Raw genomic sequence first — 16,073 nt, forward strand, 5'->3', positions numbered from 1 at the left:
CAGGAAATCGGTGATTTTTGTTTAAATAGTCTCTTAAGGAACTATCAGTTTTTTGTTATGTTCAGATTTTCCAAAACTAGTTTCTTATACTCATCACATATGGATACATGGGATCTCTTAATTCAAAGTCATACGTTTCTCCATTCACAATTCCTACCACCTTCTCACTATCATATAAATTGAGTAAGAAACCGGCCATTTGTTCAGCTGTATGGAACTTAGGAACAACATTATCATATTCAAAATTATCAACATCATAAGACCGTTTTGCAAATTCGGTCTCTGTAGCAGCAGGAGCCAACACTTTTGCTTGCATTGCCGCTCCTTTTTCTTTTAATTCTTGTGCTAGACCTTCTGTAAAGGCACTTACATAGAACTTTGTCGCGCAGTAAGTCACAGCATCGGCAACAATCCTATATCCTCCTCCTGAAGATATATTGATAATTTGAGTTCCTTCAACATCTGCATAATCACGTACATAAAGAGAGGACAGAACGGTTAAAGCCTCAATATTCAAGTGAAGCATCGTCTCAATTTTATTTAACTTTTGCTCCCCAATGGAAGCAAAGTTTCCAAATCCAGCATTATTAATCCAGGTGTCGATTTGATAAACCTGAAGACTTTCATAGAATTCATAAACATTTGCAGTAACAGATAAGTCAACGGTTCGAATGACAACATCCAGGTCTGGATTAATTTCAGCCACTTTTGACTTTAACTTTCCTAATTCCTCCGTTCTGCGTGCTGCTATAATTAAGTTTTTTCCACGAGTCGCAAAAGCAAGAGCGGTTTCATATCCAATTCCTGAGCTAGCCCCTGTAATAACTGTATATTTCATATAAATCCCTCCTAAATTTTATCCAATTGATTTAATTGTAAACGAACTATGAGTTGATTATAATGATTAGAGTAAACTCTAAGTCAAGAAAAATTTATATGGAGGTTTCTTATGTACACTATTGGTGAAGTGGCTAAAATGTTAGAGATAAGTACATATACATTACGGTATTACGAAAAAGAAAAAATTATAATTCCTGTTCGTAACATTAACGGAGACAGACGATATAACGATTCACATATTAAATGGCTGCAATTTGTTATCAAGTTAAAAGAAACACAAATGCCAATTGCGAAAATAAAGAAGTATGCTGCATTAGCTTTGGAAGGAGAACATACCACGACAGAGCGTTTAAATCTTTTAGAAGAACATAAACACTCTATTAAGGAACAAATTAGAACGTTAAAAGCTGCGGATGAGATGCTTGAATATAAAATTACCACTTACAAAGATTTCATCAATAAACGAGATTAAATACAGGTTTTATAAGGAAAATCGCCACAGATCTATGGAATAGAAAGAACCATAACCTTGCCGTTTTCCTCTTATTCCCCACTATTTTTTGGGATTGAACAGTTAAAGATATAAGCTGGTGGTACATTTCTAAGTTCCCTTTTCACATCTATTCTATTAAAAAACTGATTAAGAAAATTCTTTTTAAATTTAGTATATTGAAAGGTAATAAAATTCCCACCTTCCTTTAAAATTTTGGTGGTAGTTACTAATATTTTTTTTGAAACATTGGGGGGTAAACTAGAAAAAGGAAGACCAGAAACAATATAGTCTGCATAAGGAATGCAATAGCCCTGTAGATACTCGTCAATATTTTCCGCAGACCCTAATACAATGAATACATTTTTCTCTTTTTTATATTTTTCTTTCAATAATAAATAAAACTCTTTATTATTTTCCACTAATAAAAGAGTAGTATTCGAACTTCGTTTTTCAAGCAATTTATTCGTGAATACACCCGTACCTGGCCCATATTCAACAATATATTTAGCTTCCTTAAAATTGATGCTTTCCACCATTTTATCTGCAAGAAACTTTGAACTTGGAAGTACTGCACCAACGTTTCTCGGATTCGTTATATATTGAGATAAAAAAGACAGAGGCTTCATATTTAATCACTCCAATAGTTTGAATTTACTACTATAGTTTAAAATTCAAACCTGAAGAAACTAGAGTGACATCCTTAAGAATCCTTAAGATTTGAATAAGCTCTCTAAAAATAGTTTTTCTTAAAGGACATACCTTATAAAAACTCCCTCTCTCCCCTTTACCATAGTTTTTTCAAACGTCAGATACAGAAAACCATATATTTCTCCTTCACTTTCCAAAGAAAACCTATAAGATTACCAGTAATTATACACATACTTGCGGTCATATCCATGAAAAATTCGTCGGTGCAACGTTTTGTAAGGCTAAACTTGTTACATAATTGGATTTACAATCATTATGTCCGTACATTTTCATATTCCGTACAACCTAATCATCTTTTCATCCATAGCACCTTTGAAGGTACTTCTCCTACTACAGCCCACTTTATATACCGCGAATCAAGTCTTTTTTTAATATATGAAACAATTACATAAAAGTTACGAAGATCTACACAAATAACAATCACACAAGGTCATCACTCAAAGTGACAAACATAATGACTCCCCTGCTCTATTCTCGTTAATCTGCATAAAAGGAATCCCATGCTCGCGTAAATAATGCGTAAGCCGTAATGTAACAAAAAGCCTTTATTTTGATCAAACTTTCTTTCAAAGCTACACAATAAAAAAACTCTGTAAAATTTTTTACAGAGTTTTTTTCTAATTATTTATTGTTTTACATATCGAATACGAACGTTATCGTCCATGTGATACATTTGTAATGTATTACCATCGTAGTTTTGTAGTTTATACATTACACTGTCATTTGTTAGCTTCACTTCTTGACCGTCTTTAACTGCTTTTGTTATTTTTAAGGCTAACTGGAATGACGGAACATCTACTGTATATGTTCCTGTTAAGTAGTTATCCTTATTCGGATAAGAACCATTCGCATAAGACTCAAATGTCTTATCACCTTTTAGTACTAACGTAGTTTTTACGCCACTACCGTAATCAATACCCCAATTACCAATAATTTCAGTACCGTCTTTTATGTTCTTTTGCATGTTTCCATAACTAATTCCTAACTCTTCAGATGTACCAATTGTACCTACGAATACGCCAGTTTTAGCTTGACTTTTATCTGTCTGAGCCTGACTACCAGTAGTTGGGCTTGCTGATATAGAACCACTAGAACTACTTGTTGTACTGGAAGGTTTATCTGTAGTTGTACCACCGCTTACTTCGGATCTTAACTTATCGAATGTAGGTTTCCAAATACGTTTTGCTTCCTCTAGTTTTGTATTTGCTTTATCTAAGATTTCCTTATCAGTCTCTAAGCTGAAACCTTTATCGTTGAATAACTTCTCTATTTCACCGAATGTTTCTCTTAATTTATCTGTAGCTCTTTCAATCTCTTTTTGATCTTCTTTATGTTTTGGCGGTGCGGCAATCTTCTCTATCTTATCAAATACTTTATAGACGTCTTTAATGCTATCTAATACCTCAGCGTTTGATTTACTTCCGTTTCTCAAATCTCTTACCGAAGCATCATAGTAATCAAATCGTCTTAACATATCCTGTTCAATGTCTAATAAATATTGTGCATAATCTTCATCTAAAACTCGAACCTTTTGAACATCTTTACTTTCTTCTTTCGAGTTAGTTGATTTTTCTTTTGTTTCAGAAGACTTATGTTTACTTGTTTCTTCTGTCTTTTCTTCTTTATTTGCCGATTCTTTTACTGTAACACAACCACTTAATAATAATGCAACTGGAACTGCAACACCTATTAGTTTCTTCACTTTCATACCTCATACCCCTTTTAGTAATATATTCTTAGTTGGTTTTACTAGCGATACTCTTTGCTGCTTCTTCAAACAGTTTTGAACCTTCTTGTGCTTTCGATACGGATTGATGCATTTTACTCTCGTCTTCTTGGTCTAATGCATCAAAGAGAAGTTGGAAACAATCCGCATACAGTTCCATTGACTGCTTTATTTTCGCCTGTTCTCCCTGTAACTCAGGAGGTGCTTGTAGATTCTTCAGTTTCGTTGCGGTTGCCTTTGCTCCACCTAAACTCAGTTGTACTTCACTTTTCTTTTGTTTGTATGACTTTACGTCTGAACCTGCTATTCCTTCAATTAATTTCATTGTATCTTCAATTTGAGTAGCACTGTTTATGATATCTGACTTGTACCTTTCAACATCTGAACCAGTTACCTTACCAGTTGAAGAACTAGAAGAAGAGCTTGGTTGACTACTTGATGAACTACTGTTTGTACCCTCACCTTTCGCTACAGATAAGCTATCCTCTTTCTTGCTATCAGTTGACTTACTCTCTTTTTCAGAAGTCTTACTCTCTTTCTCTACCTTTTGCGTTTCTTCTTTCTTTGGTTCAGCTTTCTTACCATCAGTTTCAATTGTAATACAACCACTCAATAACATAACTGGTAACGCTAAACTTACTAATTTCTTTGCTTTCATGCCCCTCATACCCCTTTATTTGTAAAATCCATTGCAAACAAGTTAATATACTTAACTAATAAATTTTCCCCGAATAATTTATTAGAAACTATTATCCATAGATTGCCTGTATATTCACAATTTTTCTATATATATCATTTTACAAAAAATCACAAATATGGTCAAAGGTATTTATGCAGTTTTTTAAGAGTAATTTACTAGATGGGGTCACCATATTAGATCCTTGCGTTGGGTTTTCCACCTCTTTTAGGTTTAAAATCATTATAGCAATGTAAATTTTGTATTATTATTTTTCTAACAATCAAATTGAATAAAATCTATATATTGTATTCATTTCTTTAAGTCTATTAAAATATCAAAAACACCTGTCTTTTAATGTAAAACAAATGTTTTTCTATATTTAAGCACTACTATTGGATAGAGGAATCTTTACCGCAATAATTACAGCACAAACAAAAAGGCCGCATTTGCGGCTCATGAATTTATAGGACTAATACATGCGTTAGTTGAATGACTTATCGTTTAATCGCATCAACAATTAGCGATGGAAAACCAAGTTTGTCTCCTTTATTTCTAGAATCATATCTTTTTGAACGGAAGATAACACCATCATTCGCATCCCATTCATTGTAATAAAATTGCCCATTTTCATCACAATATTCCAGCAAAACTACTTCAAATCCAGCAGTTTCAAACATTTCCGTTAATGTTTTATAATTATGAACGATTTTATGGCTTGCAGCTGGATGATCTTTCGGGCCAGGTCCGCCTACTTGAACTATGTTTTGGTATGTTTCATCTGGGAAAAATGCATCAGGGACGCCGCACCGAATATGACCTGATGTTTTTAAAAATTTATAACAAATTTCAGCTGCTTTTACCCCTTCTTCAAAAGTAAGGTGTTCCCATACATGCTCTGCTAAAATAGCTGAAATGGAACTATGCTCAAACCTTTCTTCCCATGTCGTTTCAACTAATAAGTTAAGCTCTTCTTCTTTAGTTTGAATCCAACCTGGATTATTGTTAAATGCTCCAGCTCCAACTACTACTTTAATTTCATCTTGTTTTATTGCCATCACTTTCACCTCATAAAAATTTCAAGTCATTACTCTTTTTCTATGTTTACTATAAAATTCAAATTAACCCCAAACAACACCTCGCCTCTCGTATTCCATTCTATATTCAACAGCAGCTGCAATTCGGGAGCTTGCAAACCTTTCCGTGATCCAAAGTCCCAAATCAAGCCCTGAAGTGACTCCTCTTGCAGTGATAATATTCCCTTGATCCACAATTCTGTAACGAAGAAGCTCTGCCCCATATTCACTGATTTCATTCTGCGCCAAATGATGCATCGTCGCCTTTCGACCATTCAATATACCGGATGCAGCTAGTAACATCCCTCCAGTACAAACTCCAGCAACAATCGTTCCTGCATTGTGCATCTCTCTAATCATTTTTGTCAGGTTTCCAATCTCTGCTTGCTTTCGTGCTCCATGTTCAGCTTTATGATTCCATCCACCACCAGGTACAATTAACAAATCTGGACGATTATCCATTCGTAAAAAATCATTTAGTTTAACCGTAACTCCAAACGAAGTAATAACTTCTTGCTTTGGTTCACTTGATATGAGTTCAACCGTAAATGGAGCCCCTTCTTCTATCGCTCTGTTGAGTACCTCAAAAGGTGCAAAAGTGACAAGCTCTCCGAAGCCATTAAACAATACAATTTGTATTTTCATTTTTAAAACACCTCATATGCTTTCTTTTATGAAACATAGACATATAAAACAATTCGGCTATTATGCAATTGATTTACACAAAACCTCATCTAATAGAAAATATCCTGTATAGCTAAACAAATAAGTCCTGAATCAGGAGATGAAATGTTATCTACAAATTAACAATGAAGACAATCTTTCTCCTCTTATTTTATAAACTTTCAAATGTTCCTCTAATCCACTCTCATCATCTAACATATTTAACGTTTCCTTCACAAAATTCCAATTCAAACTACCGGATAACCACAAAAGTGAAGCAAGTCTTTTATAATCGATTGAAGTTAAAATATTACTAGCTTTATACCCTTCTAGAAATGCCCTAACAACTTTCGAACATACTTCATGTGACTGTATCCCTTCTGTTCGAGAATACCATTTCATTAAAAAGGCTAATCCTTCAATACGATCAACATATCCAATCGATTCAAAATCTACAATCCCTATTACAGATTGACTTGAATCCCATATGACATTTAAAGGATTTAAATCTGTTTGTATAATAAACTCCAAATCACTTGTATGTGCGCATTCTATATGATACTTAGCGAGATCTATATACCCCCGCAATTCCTTACATGTACCGCCCTTATTTTCTAACAGCTGTATAAACTCACCATATCCATCTAAATGAGATTTCTTTTGAAAAATCGAAATTTGAAATCTACTAGAAATATCATGTATCTTTCTCGCTTCCTTTCCAAAGACTTCTGCAATAGTTTCTGTACAATGTGTAATATGTTCTCCTTCAATCCAAGTAGACAATACAAATCGGTATTGATCATCATTCCAATTGACAAACGTAAGTAACTCTTCCGCCCTATTCTTGTTAATTCGCATAAAAGGAATCCCATGCTCTCGTAAATAATAAGTAAACCGTACTTGTTCTTTCAATTGTTCATTTGATAACGTCCCAAAGGCCGGATTGATTGTTCGCTTGCTATTAATAAACCGTGCGGAATATCGCTTTCCATTTACCATGATTTTATAGTGTAGATCTGTATTCCAACTATCCTTATGTAACTCTTCTTCCACTACTAATGAATGGGTTTCTTTAAAATAATTTATTAATACGTCTTTTATTATGTGTTTCACCCTATTCTCCTTTCATGCAAAATTTAGAGTAAATGGGATTTATTTTACTCCCAAATAAAACTCTATTAAGGTGAGAAGTTTGTAAAGTACGCCTAATTTACTCAAACGAAAAATAATACCCTACATAATTAAACACATTTGCAAACCCTACATTTTCTACAACAGCAACAGAAGACTTGTTTAATTCCATACAATCCCAATATGGAATGATGTCATTCTCCAAACACTCTTTTACAAAACTATGAGCTATCTTTTGAGCTAATTTTCTTCCCTGATGACCTTCTATCGTTTCAATATCTATACAATGTATATTTCCAAAGACGAATCCTGAAAAACAAACACTTATGATCCTATTGTCATAAACAATACAATAACCTATTCCTTCATTAAAAAAGCTATCCGGTGAAGACCAAAACTCTAAAATTTTTGATTGTAAAAATTCAATATTCTTCAATGAATTTTCATAGAGGGTTTTACTGATTTTCACCACAGTATATCCTTCTTCAATTTTAGGTTCATGATTATCTTCATAGCCCCCTCTTTTTAGCGTATACACTCTTTGATTCCAACTCTTTAATTTACGATGCTGAAATATTCTTTCGATTGTTTTATTCCACTTTGAATGATTACCGATTCCTTCAAAGCAATTTAGTCCAACCTTTCTCGCCTCAGGTTCTATTACATTATCAATAAAACTACTAATTTCATTATTAAACTTTTCATTTTCTGCACTTCCTATAAAAAAGAAGCCATCGTTATTACCTAACCAAATAAGTCCTGAATTAGGAGAATAAATATTATCTACAAATATACGACCAGGATTAACTCCTGCAATTACAGCCTTTACTTCTAATTGTCCTTTTTCATTTACTAAACTGTTACATTTATAAAAATCATTCTTGTTTAATTCAGAAATCATACGTTACACCGCCTTCCTGAAACTATTCTATTCTAACTTTACCACTATGACAGAATATTCTCTATTCCTTTCATTTGATTTAAACCGATGCAACAAATAAATGGCTATGTAATGAAATCTATAATAAAAAAGAGCCAATCCCCTATACGATAGAAGATTGACTCTTTACTTTATTCACCTATTTCAGAAAATCGTTTAATACGTTCTCCGATTTCATTACGAACACGTTGAAATTCAGACCACTCTTTTCCTGCTGGATCATCGAATCCCCAGTGAACACGATTCACATGCGAAGGAGTAGATGGACACACAGCATCTGCATGACTACAAAGCGTAACGACTAAATCAGCACTATTTAAAGTGTTTGAATCAATTATATCCGATGTTTGATTTGTTATGTCGATATTTACTTCTTTCATAGCTTTAATAGCATTTGGATTTACTCCATGTGCTTCAATGCCTGCAGAATAGACATTCCACTTATCTCCTAAGTATTGTTTGCCAAAGGCTTCTGCCATTTGACTTCGGCACGAATTTCCTGTGCATAAAAAGTAGATTGTTTTTTTGTTTTCCATGTTGTTTTCCGCCTTTATTTTTAAATTAGACTGGTTGATCATTAAAATATTTACGTTTAAACCAAAAAGCAACATTTACAAGTGCAATCATTACAGGTACTTCAACTAACGGTCCGATAACAGCTGCAAATGCTGCGCCTGAGTGAATACCAAAAACACCAACTGCTACAGCAATTGCTAACTCAAAGTTGTTGCTACCTGCTGTAAATGCTAACGTTGTAGTCACCGAATAATTTGCACCAATTTTTCTTCCCATAAAGAAAGAAACAAAGAACATCACAATAAAATAGATTAATAACGGAATCGCTATTCTTACTACATCAAATGGTACGCTAACAATCATTTCTCCTTTTAAAGAGAACATGATGATAATCGTAAAAAGTAATGCAATTAATGTAAGTGGACTAATCTTAGGTATAAACACCTTTTCATACCACTGTCTTCCTTTTAGTTTCACTAATACGAATCGTGTCAACATACCGGCTATAAAAGGAATTCCCAAATAGATAAATACTGATTTCGCTACTTCTACCATTGTAATATCTACAATAGCCCCTTCAATTCCTAACCACTCTGGGATTACTGTTACAAACACGTATGCATAAACTGAGAAGAATAACATTTGGAATACTGAATTAAAAGCAACTAAACCTGCTGCATATTCTTTATCACCATCAGCTAGATCGTTCCACACAATTACCATTGCAATACAACGTGCTAAACCAATCATAATGAGACCGACCATGTATTCTGGCTTATCAGGAAGAAAAATAATTGCTAAAACAAACATAAGTACAGGCCCAATAATCCAGTTTTGTACTAAAGATAGAACCAACACTTTTACATCTTTAAATACCCGGCCCATTTCCTCATAGCGAACCTTCGCCAACGGTGGATACATCATTAAAATCAAACCAACAGCAAGTGGGACAGACGTCGTTCCAACTTGTAATGTATTAAGTCCGTCTACTACACTAGGAAACACAAATCCTAAACCAATTCCAACAGCCATAGCTAGAAAAATCCATAATGTTAAATATCGATCTAGAAAAGATAAACGTTTCATTTTATTTTCCATCTCCTATTAACAACAAGAATTTTTATCTACTACGTTAGAAGTCGTGCAACAAGATGGATCTTCAATTTTATGAACATCACTATCTGCTTTTGTATAAAAGAACTCCCACTCGTTACCATCAGGATCCGTTACCCAAAACTTATCTTGAACCGCATAACAACAAGTAGTATCCATCTCATCACGTGCAAAGAAACCTTCTTTTTCTAATCTTTCTTTATGAAATGTAATTTCTTCAGCTGTCTCTACTTGGAAACCAAAATGATTTACCTGATTTCCCTTCACTTCATCTCGTACATTCAGTGTAAAATTAAGCCCTGGGTTTTCTAATAAAAATTTTGCATAATCCATTTTCACCTTAACTGGTGACACACCAAATAACTTTTCATAAAATTCAATAGACTTCTCTAAATCCGTAACATTTATACCAACGTGAACATATTTCATAGCTTCTTCCTCCTCTTTACATGTTATTAATCAAGTTTTTTTGATTAATAGGGCAAAATTTTAACAACAGCTCCCTTTTCCTGTTTTTCTAAAGATACAGCACAATTCTTCTGATAATAAATTATTAACTTCCGCATCATTTAAATCATAATAACTCCACGTACCTTTTGTTTCTTTTACAATTAAACCTGCATCTAACAGGATTTTTAAATGATATGACAACTTAGATTGTGTCATTTCGAAAACCTCTGTTAAATCACACACACAAGTCTGGCCGCGCTGGCAAAGTTCATACATAATCTCTAAACGCTTCTGATCAGCTAACGCTTTAAACTTTTTCTCATACAACCGAAAATCTTGTGCCACTATCATTCACTCTCCCTTCATCAAGTTTTTTTGATGTTTATAGTATATACGCTGGTTAAGTCTTTATGCAACTAATTAATCAATTTTTCTTGATTAACATTACACTTTCCTCAAAAAAGAAAAAGGAGTGGTCAAATCCACTCCTTCTCACCTACCCCTAATTCCTCTGCACCTCTCTAAACTCCTCCTTCACCTTCTCTAACAACCCTTCTTCCGTAATTAATCGATACGCTGTATTTGCTAGTGCTTTTGCGGATGTAATTAACGCTTTGTCTCCTAGTTCTGAACGAGCTGCTTCTCTAAATTCATTCGTATGCGCAATTAAATCGTCTGGACCAATTTTAATGTACGGATGAATTGTCGGTACGACTTGGCTTACGTTTCCTGCGTCAGTTGAACCAATGCCGATTCTTTCTTTACGATTTACGTCTTCACCTTGTAATTCTAGTTCTTCGGCTACGACGTCATTAAATGTTTTTGTTACGAGCAATTCATCGATTTCATTTTGGAATTGATGAATTTTCACTTTCGTACCAGTTGCTAACGCTGCCCCCTGTGCAATATTTCTTACTTTTTCTGTTACTTCCGCACATCTTTTTCTCGTTGCTGCGCGGATGAAGAACCTTGCTGCAGCGTAGTCTGGAATAATATTAGGCGCTTTTCCGCCTTCTGTAATGACCCCATGAATTTTCACATCTGATGGGAGTTGTTGGCGAAGTGCATTAATACTGTTATACAGCTGAATAATCGCATCTAATGCGTTTATTCCTTCTTCTGGTGACGCTGCTGCGTGAGCTGTTTTTCCGTAAAAATGAAAATCAAGTGGATCAACTGCTAGTGACGGACTCGTTGTCGCTGTTTTTCCGCTCGGATGAATCATAAGCGCCGCATCAATGTTTTTAAATAAACCTGCCTTTACATAACTCGCTTTCGCGCTACCGTTTTGCCCTCCTTCTTCAGCTGGTGTCCCAAACACGACAACTTCTCCGCCGATTTCTTCCAGTATTTCTGATAATGCGATCGCTGCCGCAACGCTAATTGTGCCAATTAAATTATGACCACACGCATGACCGAGTCCTGGCAAAGCATCATACTCCGCTAAAAATGCAATTACTGGTCCTTGTTTCCCTGAACTTTTCCGCGCGATAAATCCTGTTTCATGACCAGCTATATTATGTTGCAATTGAAATCCTGCACTACCTAGCAATAAACTTAACGTTCTTGATGCATAAAATTCTTGGTTACCAATCTCCGGATTCGCATGAATATCATGACTTGTTCCTATGTACTTTTCCTTATTTCTTTCTATACTCTCTTCAATTGTTTTTCTTTGTGACGTTACTCCTGTCGCTCCCATTTTTCTTCCCCCTTTATTTTTACGTAAAAAAGCCTCTTTCTAAAAGATAGAAAGAGGCTTTGGCATATACAGTCAAAATGAGCTTCTTTCTTATCTTTCAAGTTACCTTGCTGGAATTGGCACAGTATTCATAAAGAATCCGCTGCCGAGGTGTCATAGGGCCAGTCCCTCAACCTCTCGTGATAAGAATTTTCATAAAATTATATTAAATTATTTTTATTCTAAGTTTATTCCAAGTAAAAGTCAAGGAATTCCTATCCGAATTTACCGAATATCTAAAAATCCTTTTAATACACCAATTGTTTCAGGTGCTTGCATCCTTGCACATATGTACGGAAATTCCGTACTACCTTCAAACATCATTTGAGATGTGAGCGGTGCCCCCGCCCAAAAGATTTCATCATCAATTACTATAAACGGGAATGCTTTATTTTGCCTTTGTAACTTTATATTTTTCAATGGAACTGGTCCATCACTATACACCGTTATTTGCGCATTTGTACGCATTAACGCTTGCCATACTCGTTTATCTACTTGCCTTGTACTTGGAAGGGAAATGATAATTTTTCGTTTTGCCGCTAAAATATCTTTTAATAGCCCTTTCGGCTCTTCAAGATTCATTTCCATAAACCAACGTAATCGTTTCGAGATTTTTCGCTCCCACACTTGTCTTGATGTCGTCCGATCATACACATCTCCGTGACGTTCTATATGAGCGGTTAATTGCGATAACGCTTGTTTTCTCGACAGATTTTTACGCATGTAGTGGCAATCTGATAATTGAATGAACTTTCCTCTCGCTCTCGTTACTGCTACATTGACAAGACGATGGTTTTTATGATCAAAGAATAACACGCCAGGACGTTCTTGTGGGTAACTATCAACCGTATCAAAGATCATCATATCTCTTTCGGACCCTTGAAACTTATGAACTGTCGCCGCTAAAACTGGTATGTGTTGATATTTAGTTTTCTGCAACATTTCTCTAATACACGTTGATAAAAAGCGGGACTGCGCCCTGTAAGGTGTAACTACACCGATAGATTGAACACCGTCTAACAGTCCAATTAAAATCATTTGCATCGCTACTAAACCAGACATAATATTAAAACGCGAACCTGAAGCAGCGTCTTTTAAAGAAAATGCCCCCATTAAGCTCGTATCAAATAAAACACTCGCTTCATTTGCGAACGGTTGTAGCTGTGCAAGCTCCTTACGTTCTGAAACAGACGGATGGTCATACACTCTATTTTTATAAATAAATGAGTTTGTAAACTTCGATATATCCGCATGCATACGTCTTTGCTCCTGTAGCATAAAAAGATTGGGATGTGCTTCTGATTTATTTACAGAATCAACAATCCCTGCATGATAAAACATATCTTCGCCGAGCCACTTTCGAACAAGTTCATGATTCGCCATCGCAATAGGAGGCAATTGTAAAAAGTCGCCACAAACGACAATACGTTTTCCAAGAGAAGCAGCTAATGCAATTTGCGGAACATATGCCATACTTACTTCATCTACGACAACTAAATCAAATGTACGCTCATAAATAAGTGAATCAATGGCACATTTTGATAGCGTTGCACCGATTACTTGCGCATTTTCAATATATTCTTTTTCTACTTCTTTAATTTTCGCTTTTTGCTTTCGAAGATCACTTTCAATCTCTTGTATACGCTTCTTATCAGCAGAAGTCGCTTTATATGATAAAATCTTTTCACGAAGATCTTGTCGTGTCTCTTCTAAATAGAGTCTTTCTTCTCCCCAAGATCCGTTCGTCGTTTCAACTAACTTCGATGTAAGTAACGTTTCATGATTTCGTATATGTTCATGTTGGCTAAAACCGTAACGAACGATTTCACCAGGTGTCCATTTCTTTTTCTTCTCAATTTGCTTCGTTACTTCGCTCATTAATACGTCAACTGCCGCGTTACTGTGAGCTAACACAAGTACCGATTTTCCTTTTTGATAATGAGCCGAAATAATACGTGATAAATTGTACGACTTCCCTGTTCCAGGCGGTCCCCACACATACGTTGTCGGATTGTAAAAAGAGCGATACGCCAATTCATTTTTCGTATTTTTCATCTTTTCAAGGTGTTTCGGACTGCTCGTCCCATCAACAAGACGCTTTATACGATTACGTTTCAGCTTATCTTTATGTGCTTCTTTCAATCTCTCTTGCAACTGTTCTAACAATTGCCACGGTTCACTGTATAAAACGGCTTCTCGTATTTCGCCTTGTATATAATCATTTAACTTCAATTCGATTTCTAATCCATGTACAGATAATACTTCCCCCGTCGCTTCCTCACCATCGAACTCAATTCGAATTGGTGAACCTTCAGGTAAACTTACTTCCGATATAAGCTGAAATACGTATACTGTACTTTCATAATCTGTATATAAAAAACGACCGTTAATGATAGAGATTTTACTACCACCTATCGTTTTCCAATGTTTAATTTCATATGCTAATGCATAATGCCACTCTTTCATTGTTTCCGATAATGAAGGAGTTTGAGTAGTTGTATTCATAGTATAATCTCCTTCCTTCTCCCCAAACATACTTTCTCACTATACCATATAATACGCTAAAATTTGTAAGGTTTTTATCTTGCTTATTTTCTTAATTTTCAATAATATATTGTATATAATTTTCAGAAAGAAGGAGTGCACATGCCAGTTAGAAGAATCGAACACGTCGGACTTATGGTCACAAATTTAGAAACATCTATTTCATTTTATGAAAAAGTAGTTGGCTTACAACTTATTAAGCGCATGGGACATCCAAACCCAAACTTAAAGCTCGCATTTTTAGGCGTAGAAGAATCAAAAGAAACGATACTTGAACTAATTGAAGGTTACAACGCTTCCCTTCCGGCAGAAGGAAAAGTACATCACATTTGCTTTAAAGTGGATTCATTAGAGGATGAAATCAAAAGAATACAGAAACATGGAGTAACATTTCTACTAGGAGAAGAAATCGAAACATTACCAGATGGAACACGTTACATATTCTTCGCTGGTCCTGATGGAGAGTGGATTGAGTTTTTTGAGACGGAGAGATAGAAAAAGGAGCTGGAATTCCGGCCCCTTTTTTTCGCAAGTGCATCAACGATTTGAACACCATTAACAATTAAACATACCTTCAACCTGAAAATTCACCCAGATTAAGAAACAATCATTTTGTTAGGGGTAGAAACTGATGAATACAGTCTATATTATAGTTTTTTGGATACTTATACTATTTCCAATCCTTTATATAATCAAGATAAAGCATTGGAATATAAAAGTAGCTGCCGTATTTGTTGGAAGAATCCTATTAAGTATTATCTTTTTCATAAACGGAATGGTTTTAGGACTGCAACGAAATTGGGTAGAGCCTCCCTATGAAAAAGAATGGGATTTCTTTATAAAGTCTTTACTAAACGGGAAAACTGATGCACTTATACACTTGTTACTTCTAATTATTATTATCACTTTCGACTTACTAATTATATTTTATTATAAAAATAAAAAGAAATAGGGTGTTTCCCCTATTTCTTTTCTTACTGGGGTATCGCTATCAAGCTAAGCTTATGCAAAGTCAATTTTAGGCGAGATTGTTTCTTTTTTCTAAAGGGCAAGTGTAGGTGATTGAAAGATTTGCATACGAAATAAACCCTAACTGGTTTCACTTTTTTGAATTAAGCGGCTTGGTTATCAGACAGGGTACAATTGTAAACGACACCTAATATATCAAAGACCGTTTTTTCTCATATCGATGAAGAATCACACGAGTTGGGACTTTATCAGTCATAGCTACATTTTGGCTCACCCATACACATAAAGCTACTAAATCTTTTGCTTGGTACTTACTGGTTCGTTATACAAAACCAACATCTCTAGCAAGATCCCGTAAGGTATTTGGAGATAAAAAACTTTGAATCTCTTGAGCAAATAGTTGTAATTCGTCAGACACAGAAACAGACATAAAAAACGCCATCCTTTCCTAGGATTCTACAGAAAAAATAGCGTATTTTTTCATTTT

General features: G+C 35.0%; 17 protein-coding genes, 1 pseudogene and 1 riboswitch. Of the genes and pseudogenes, 3 read left to right on the forward strand and 15 right to left on the reverse strand.

Going from position 1 to position 16,073, the window contains the following annotated elements; all coding sequences use genetic code 11:
* Window positions 1-76: 76 nt before the first annotated feature.
* On the reverse strand, window positions 77-838 hold the full coding sequence (locus EXW56_RS14870) for an SDR family NAD(P)-dependent oxidoreductase (RefSeq protein ID WP_002110647.1): 762 nt from the start codon (window positions 836-838) through the stop codon (window positions 77-79).
* A gap of 111 nt (window positions 839-949) precedes the next feature.
* Between EXW56_RS14870 and EXW56_RS14875 the strand changes: the two genes are divergently transcribed.
* Window positions 950-1,312: a MerR family transcriptional regulator gene (locus EXW56_RS14875; RefSeq protein ID WP_002110648.1), complete on the forward strand. Its 363-nt coding sequence runs from the start codon at window positions 950-952 to the stop codon at window positions 1,310-1,312.
* A gap of 71 nt (window positions 1,313-1,383) precedes the next feature.
* Here EXW56_RS14875 and EXW56_RS14880 read toward each other — a convergent pair whose 3' ends face one another.
* The 13 genes from EXW56_RS14880 to EXW56_RS14940 form a co-directional block, all read right to left on the reverse strand.
* On the reverse strand, window positions 1,384-1,959 hold the full coding sequence (locus EXW56_RS14880; protein WP_002199997.1) for a class I SAM-dependent methyltransferase: 576 nt from the start codon (window positions 1,957-1,959) through the stop codon (window positions 1,384-1,386).
* 707 nt (window positions 1,960-2,666) lie between these two features.
* Entirely contained in the window at window positions 2,667-3,749 is a 1,083-nt protein-coding gene (locus tag EXW56_RS14885) for a DUF3994 domain-containing protein (RefSeq protein ID WP_215596708.1), read from the reverse strand.
* Window positions 3,750-3,777: 28 nt separating this feature from the next.
* A complete protein-coding gene (locus EXW56_RS14890) occupies window positions 3,778-4,425 on the reverse strand; it encodes a DUF7018 domain-containing (lipo)protein (RefSeq protein ID WP_215596709.1) in 648 nt (215 codons plus the stop codon).
* A gap of 515 nt (window positions 4,426-4,940) precedes the next feature.
* The gene (locus EXW56_RS14895) at window positions 4,941-5,501 is read right to left on the reverse strand and encodes a class I SAM-dependent methyltransferase (protein ID WP_016105332.1); all 561 of its coding nucleotides are present in this window, start codon (window positions 5,499-5,501) and stop codon (window positions 4,941-4,943) included.
* Between the two features lie 63 nt (window positions 5,502-5,564).
* Complete coding sequence (locus tag EXW56_RS14900) at window positions 5,565-6,164, reverse strand: DJ-1/PfpI family protein (protein ID WP_002199993.1); 600 nt, start codon at window positions 6,162-6,164, stop codon at window positions 5,565-5,567.
* A gap of 147 nt (window positions 6,165-6,311) precedes the next feature.
* Window positions 6,312-7,295: a phosphotransferase enzyme family protein gene (locus EXW56_RS14905; protein ID WP_002199992.1), complete on the reverse strand. Its 984-nt coding sequence runs from the start codon at window positions 7,293-7,295 to the stop codon at window positions 6,312-6,314.
* Window positions 7,296-7,392: 97 nt separating this feature from the next.
* Window positions 7,393-8,214, reverse strand: coding sequence for a GNAT family N-acetyltransferase (locus EXW56_RS14910; RefSeq protein ID WP_002199991.1), 822 nt, complete (start codon window positions 8,212-8,214; stop codon window positions 7,393-7,395).
* A 170-nt stretch (window positions 8,215-8,384) separates the two neighbouring features.
* Window positions 8,385-8,789 (reverse strand): arsenate reductase (thioredoxin), encoded by a 405-nt coding sequence (arsC, locus tag EXW56_RS14915; RefSeq protein ID WP_002199990.1) that lies wholly within the window; start codon window positions 8,787-8,789, stop codon window positions 8,385-8,387.
* Between the two features lie 25 nt (window positions 8,790-8,814).
* Window positions 8,815-9,855, reverse strand: coding sequence for an ACR3 family arsenite efflux transporter (arsB, locus tag EXW56_RS14920; RefSeq protein WP_016105337.1), 1,041 nt, complete (start codon window positions 9,853-9,855; stop codon window positions 8,815-8,817).
* An 18-nt stretch (window positions 9,856-9,873) separates the two neighbouring features.
* A complete protein-coding gene (locus EXW56_RS14925) occupies window positions 9,874-10,311 on the reverse strand; it encodes an ArsI/CadI family heavy metal resistance metalloenzyme (protein WP_215596710.1) in 438 nt (145 codons plus the stop codon).
* Window positions 10,312-10,371: 60 nt separating this feature from the next.
* Complete coding sequence (gene arsR, locus EXW56_RS14930) at window positions 10,372-10,683, reverse strand: arsenical resistance operon transcriptional regulator ArsR (protein ID WP_002199987.1); 312 nt, start codon at window positions 10,681-10,683, stop codon at window positions 10,372-10,374.
* Between the two features lie 151 nt (window positions 10,684-10,834).
* Window positions 10,835-12,034: a M20 family metallopeptidase gene (locus EXW56_RS14935; RefSeq protein WP_002199985.1), complete on the reverse strand. Its 1,200-nt coding sequence runs from the start codon at window positions 12,032-12,034 to the stop codon at window positions 10,835-10,837.
* A gap of 87 nt (window positions 12,035-12,121) precedes the next feature.
* A riboswitch (SAM riboswitch) is annotated at window positions 12,122-12,223 on the reverse strand.
* 75 nt (window positions 12,224-12,298) lie between these two features.
* Window positions 12,299-14,608: an AAA domain-containing protein gene (locus EXW56_RS14940; RefSeq protein WP_215596711.1), complete on the reverse strand. Its 2,310-nt coding sequence runs from the start codon at window positions 14,606-14,608 to the stop codon at window positions 12,299-12,301.
* Window positions 14,609-14,719: 111 nt separating this feature from the next.
* On the opposite strand from EXW56_RS14940, the gene EXW56_RS14945 reads away from it, so the two are divergent.
* Window positions 14,720-15,112, forward strand: a complete 393-nt coding sequence (locus tag EXW56_RS14945) for a VOC family protein (RefSeq protein WP_215596712.1) — start codon at window positions 14,720-14,722, stop codon at window positions 15,110-15,112.
* 133 nt (window positions 15,113-15,245) lie between these two features.
* Window positions 15,246-15,569, forward strand: a complete 324-nt coding sequence (locus EXW56_RS14950; protein ID WP_427224266.1) for a hypothetical protein — start codon at window positions 15,246-15,248, stop codon at window positions 15,567-15,569.
* Window positions 15,570-15,836: 267 nt separating this feature from the next.
* Here EXW56_RS14950 and EXW56_RS14955 read toward each other — a convergent pair.
* Window positions 15,837-16,016, reverse strand: a pseudogene (locus EXW56_RS14955) (IS4 family transposase); the annotation flags it as partial.
* Window positions 16,017-16,073: the final 57 nt, after the last annotated feature.

It is taken from the genome of Bacillus mycoides, assembly GCF_018742245.1.
GTDB lineage: Bacteria > Bacillota > Bacilli > Bacillales > Bacillaceae_G > Bacillus_A > Bacillus_A cereus_U.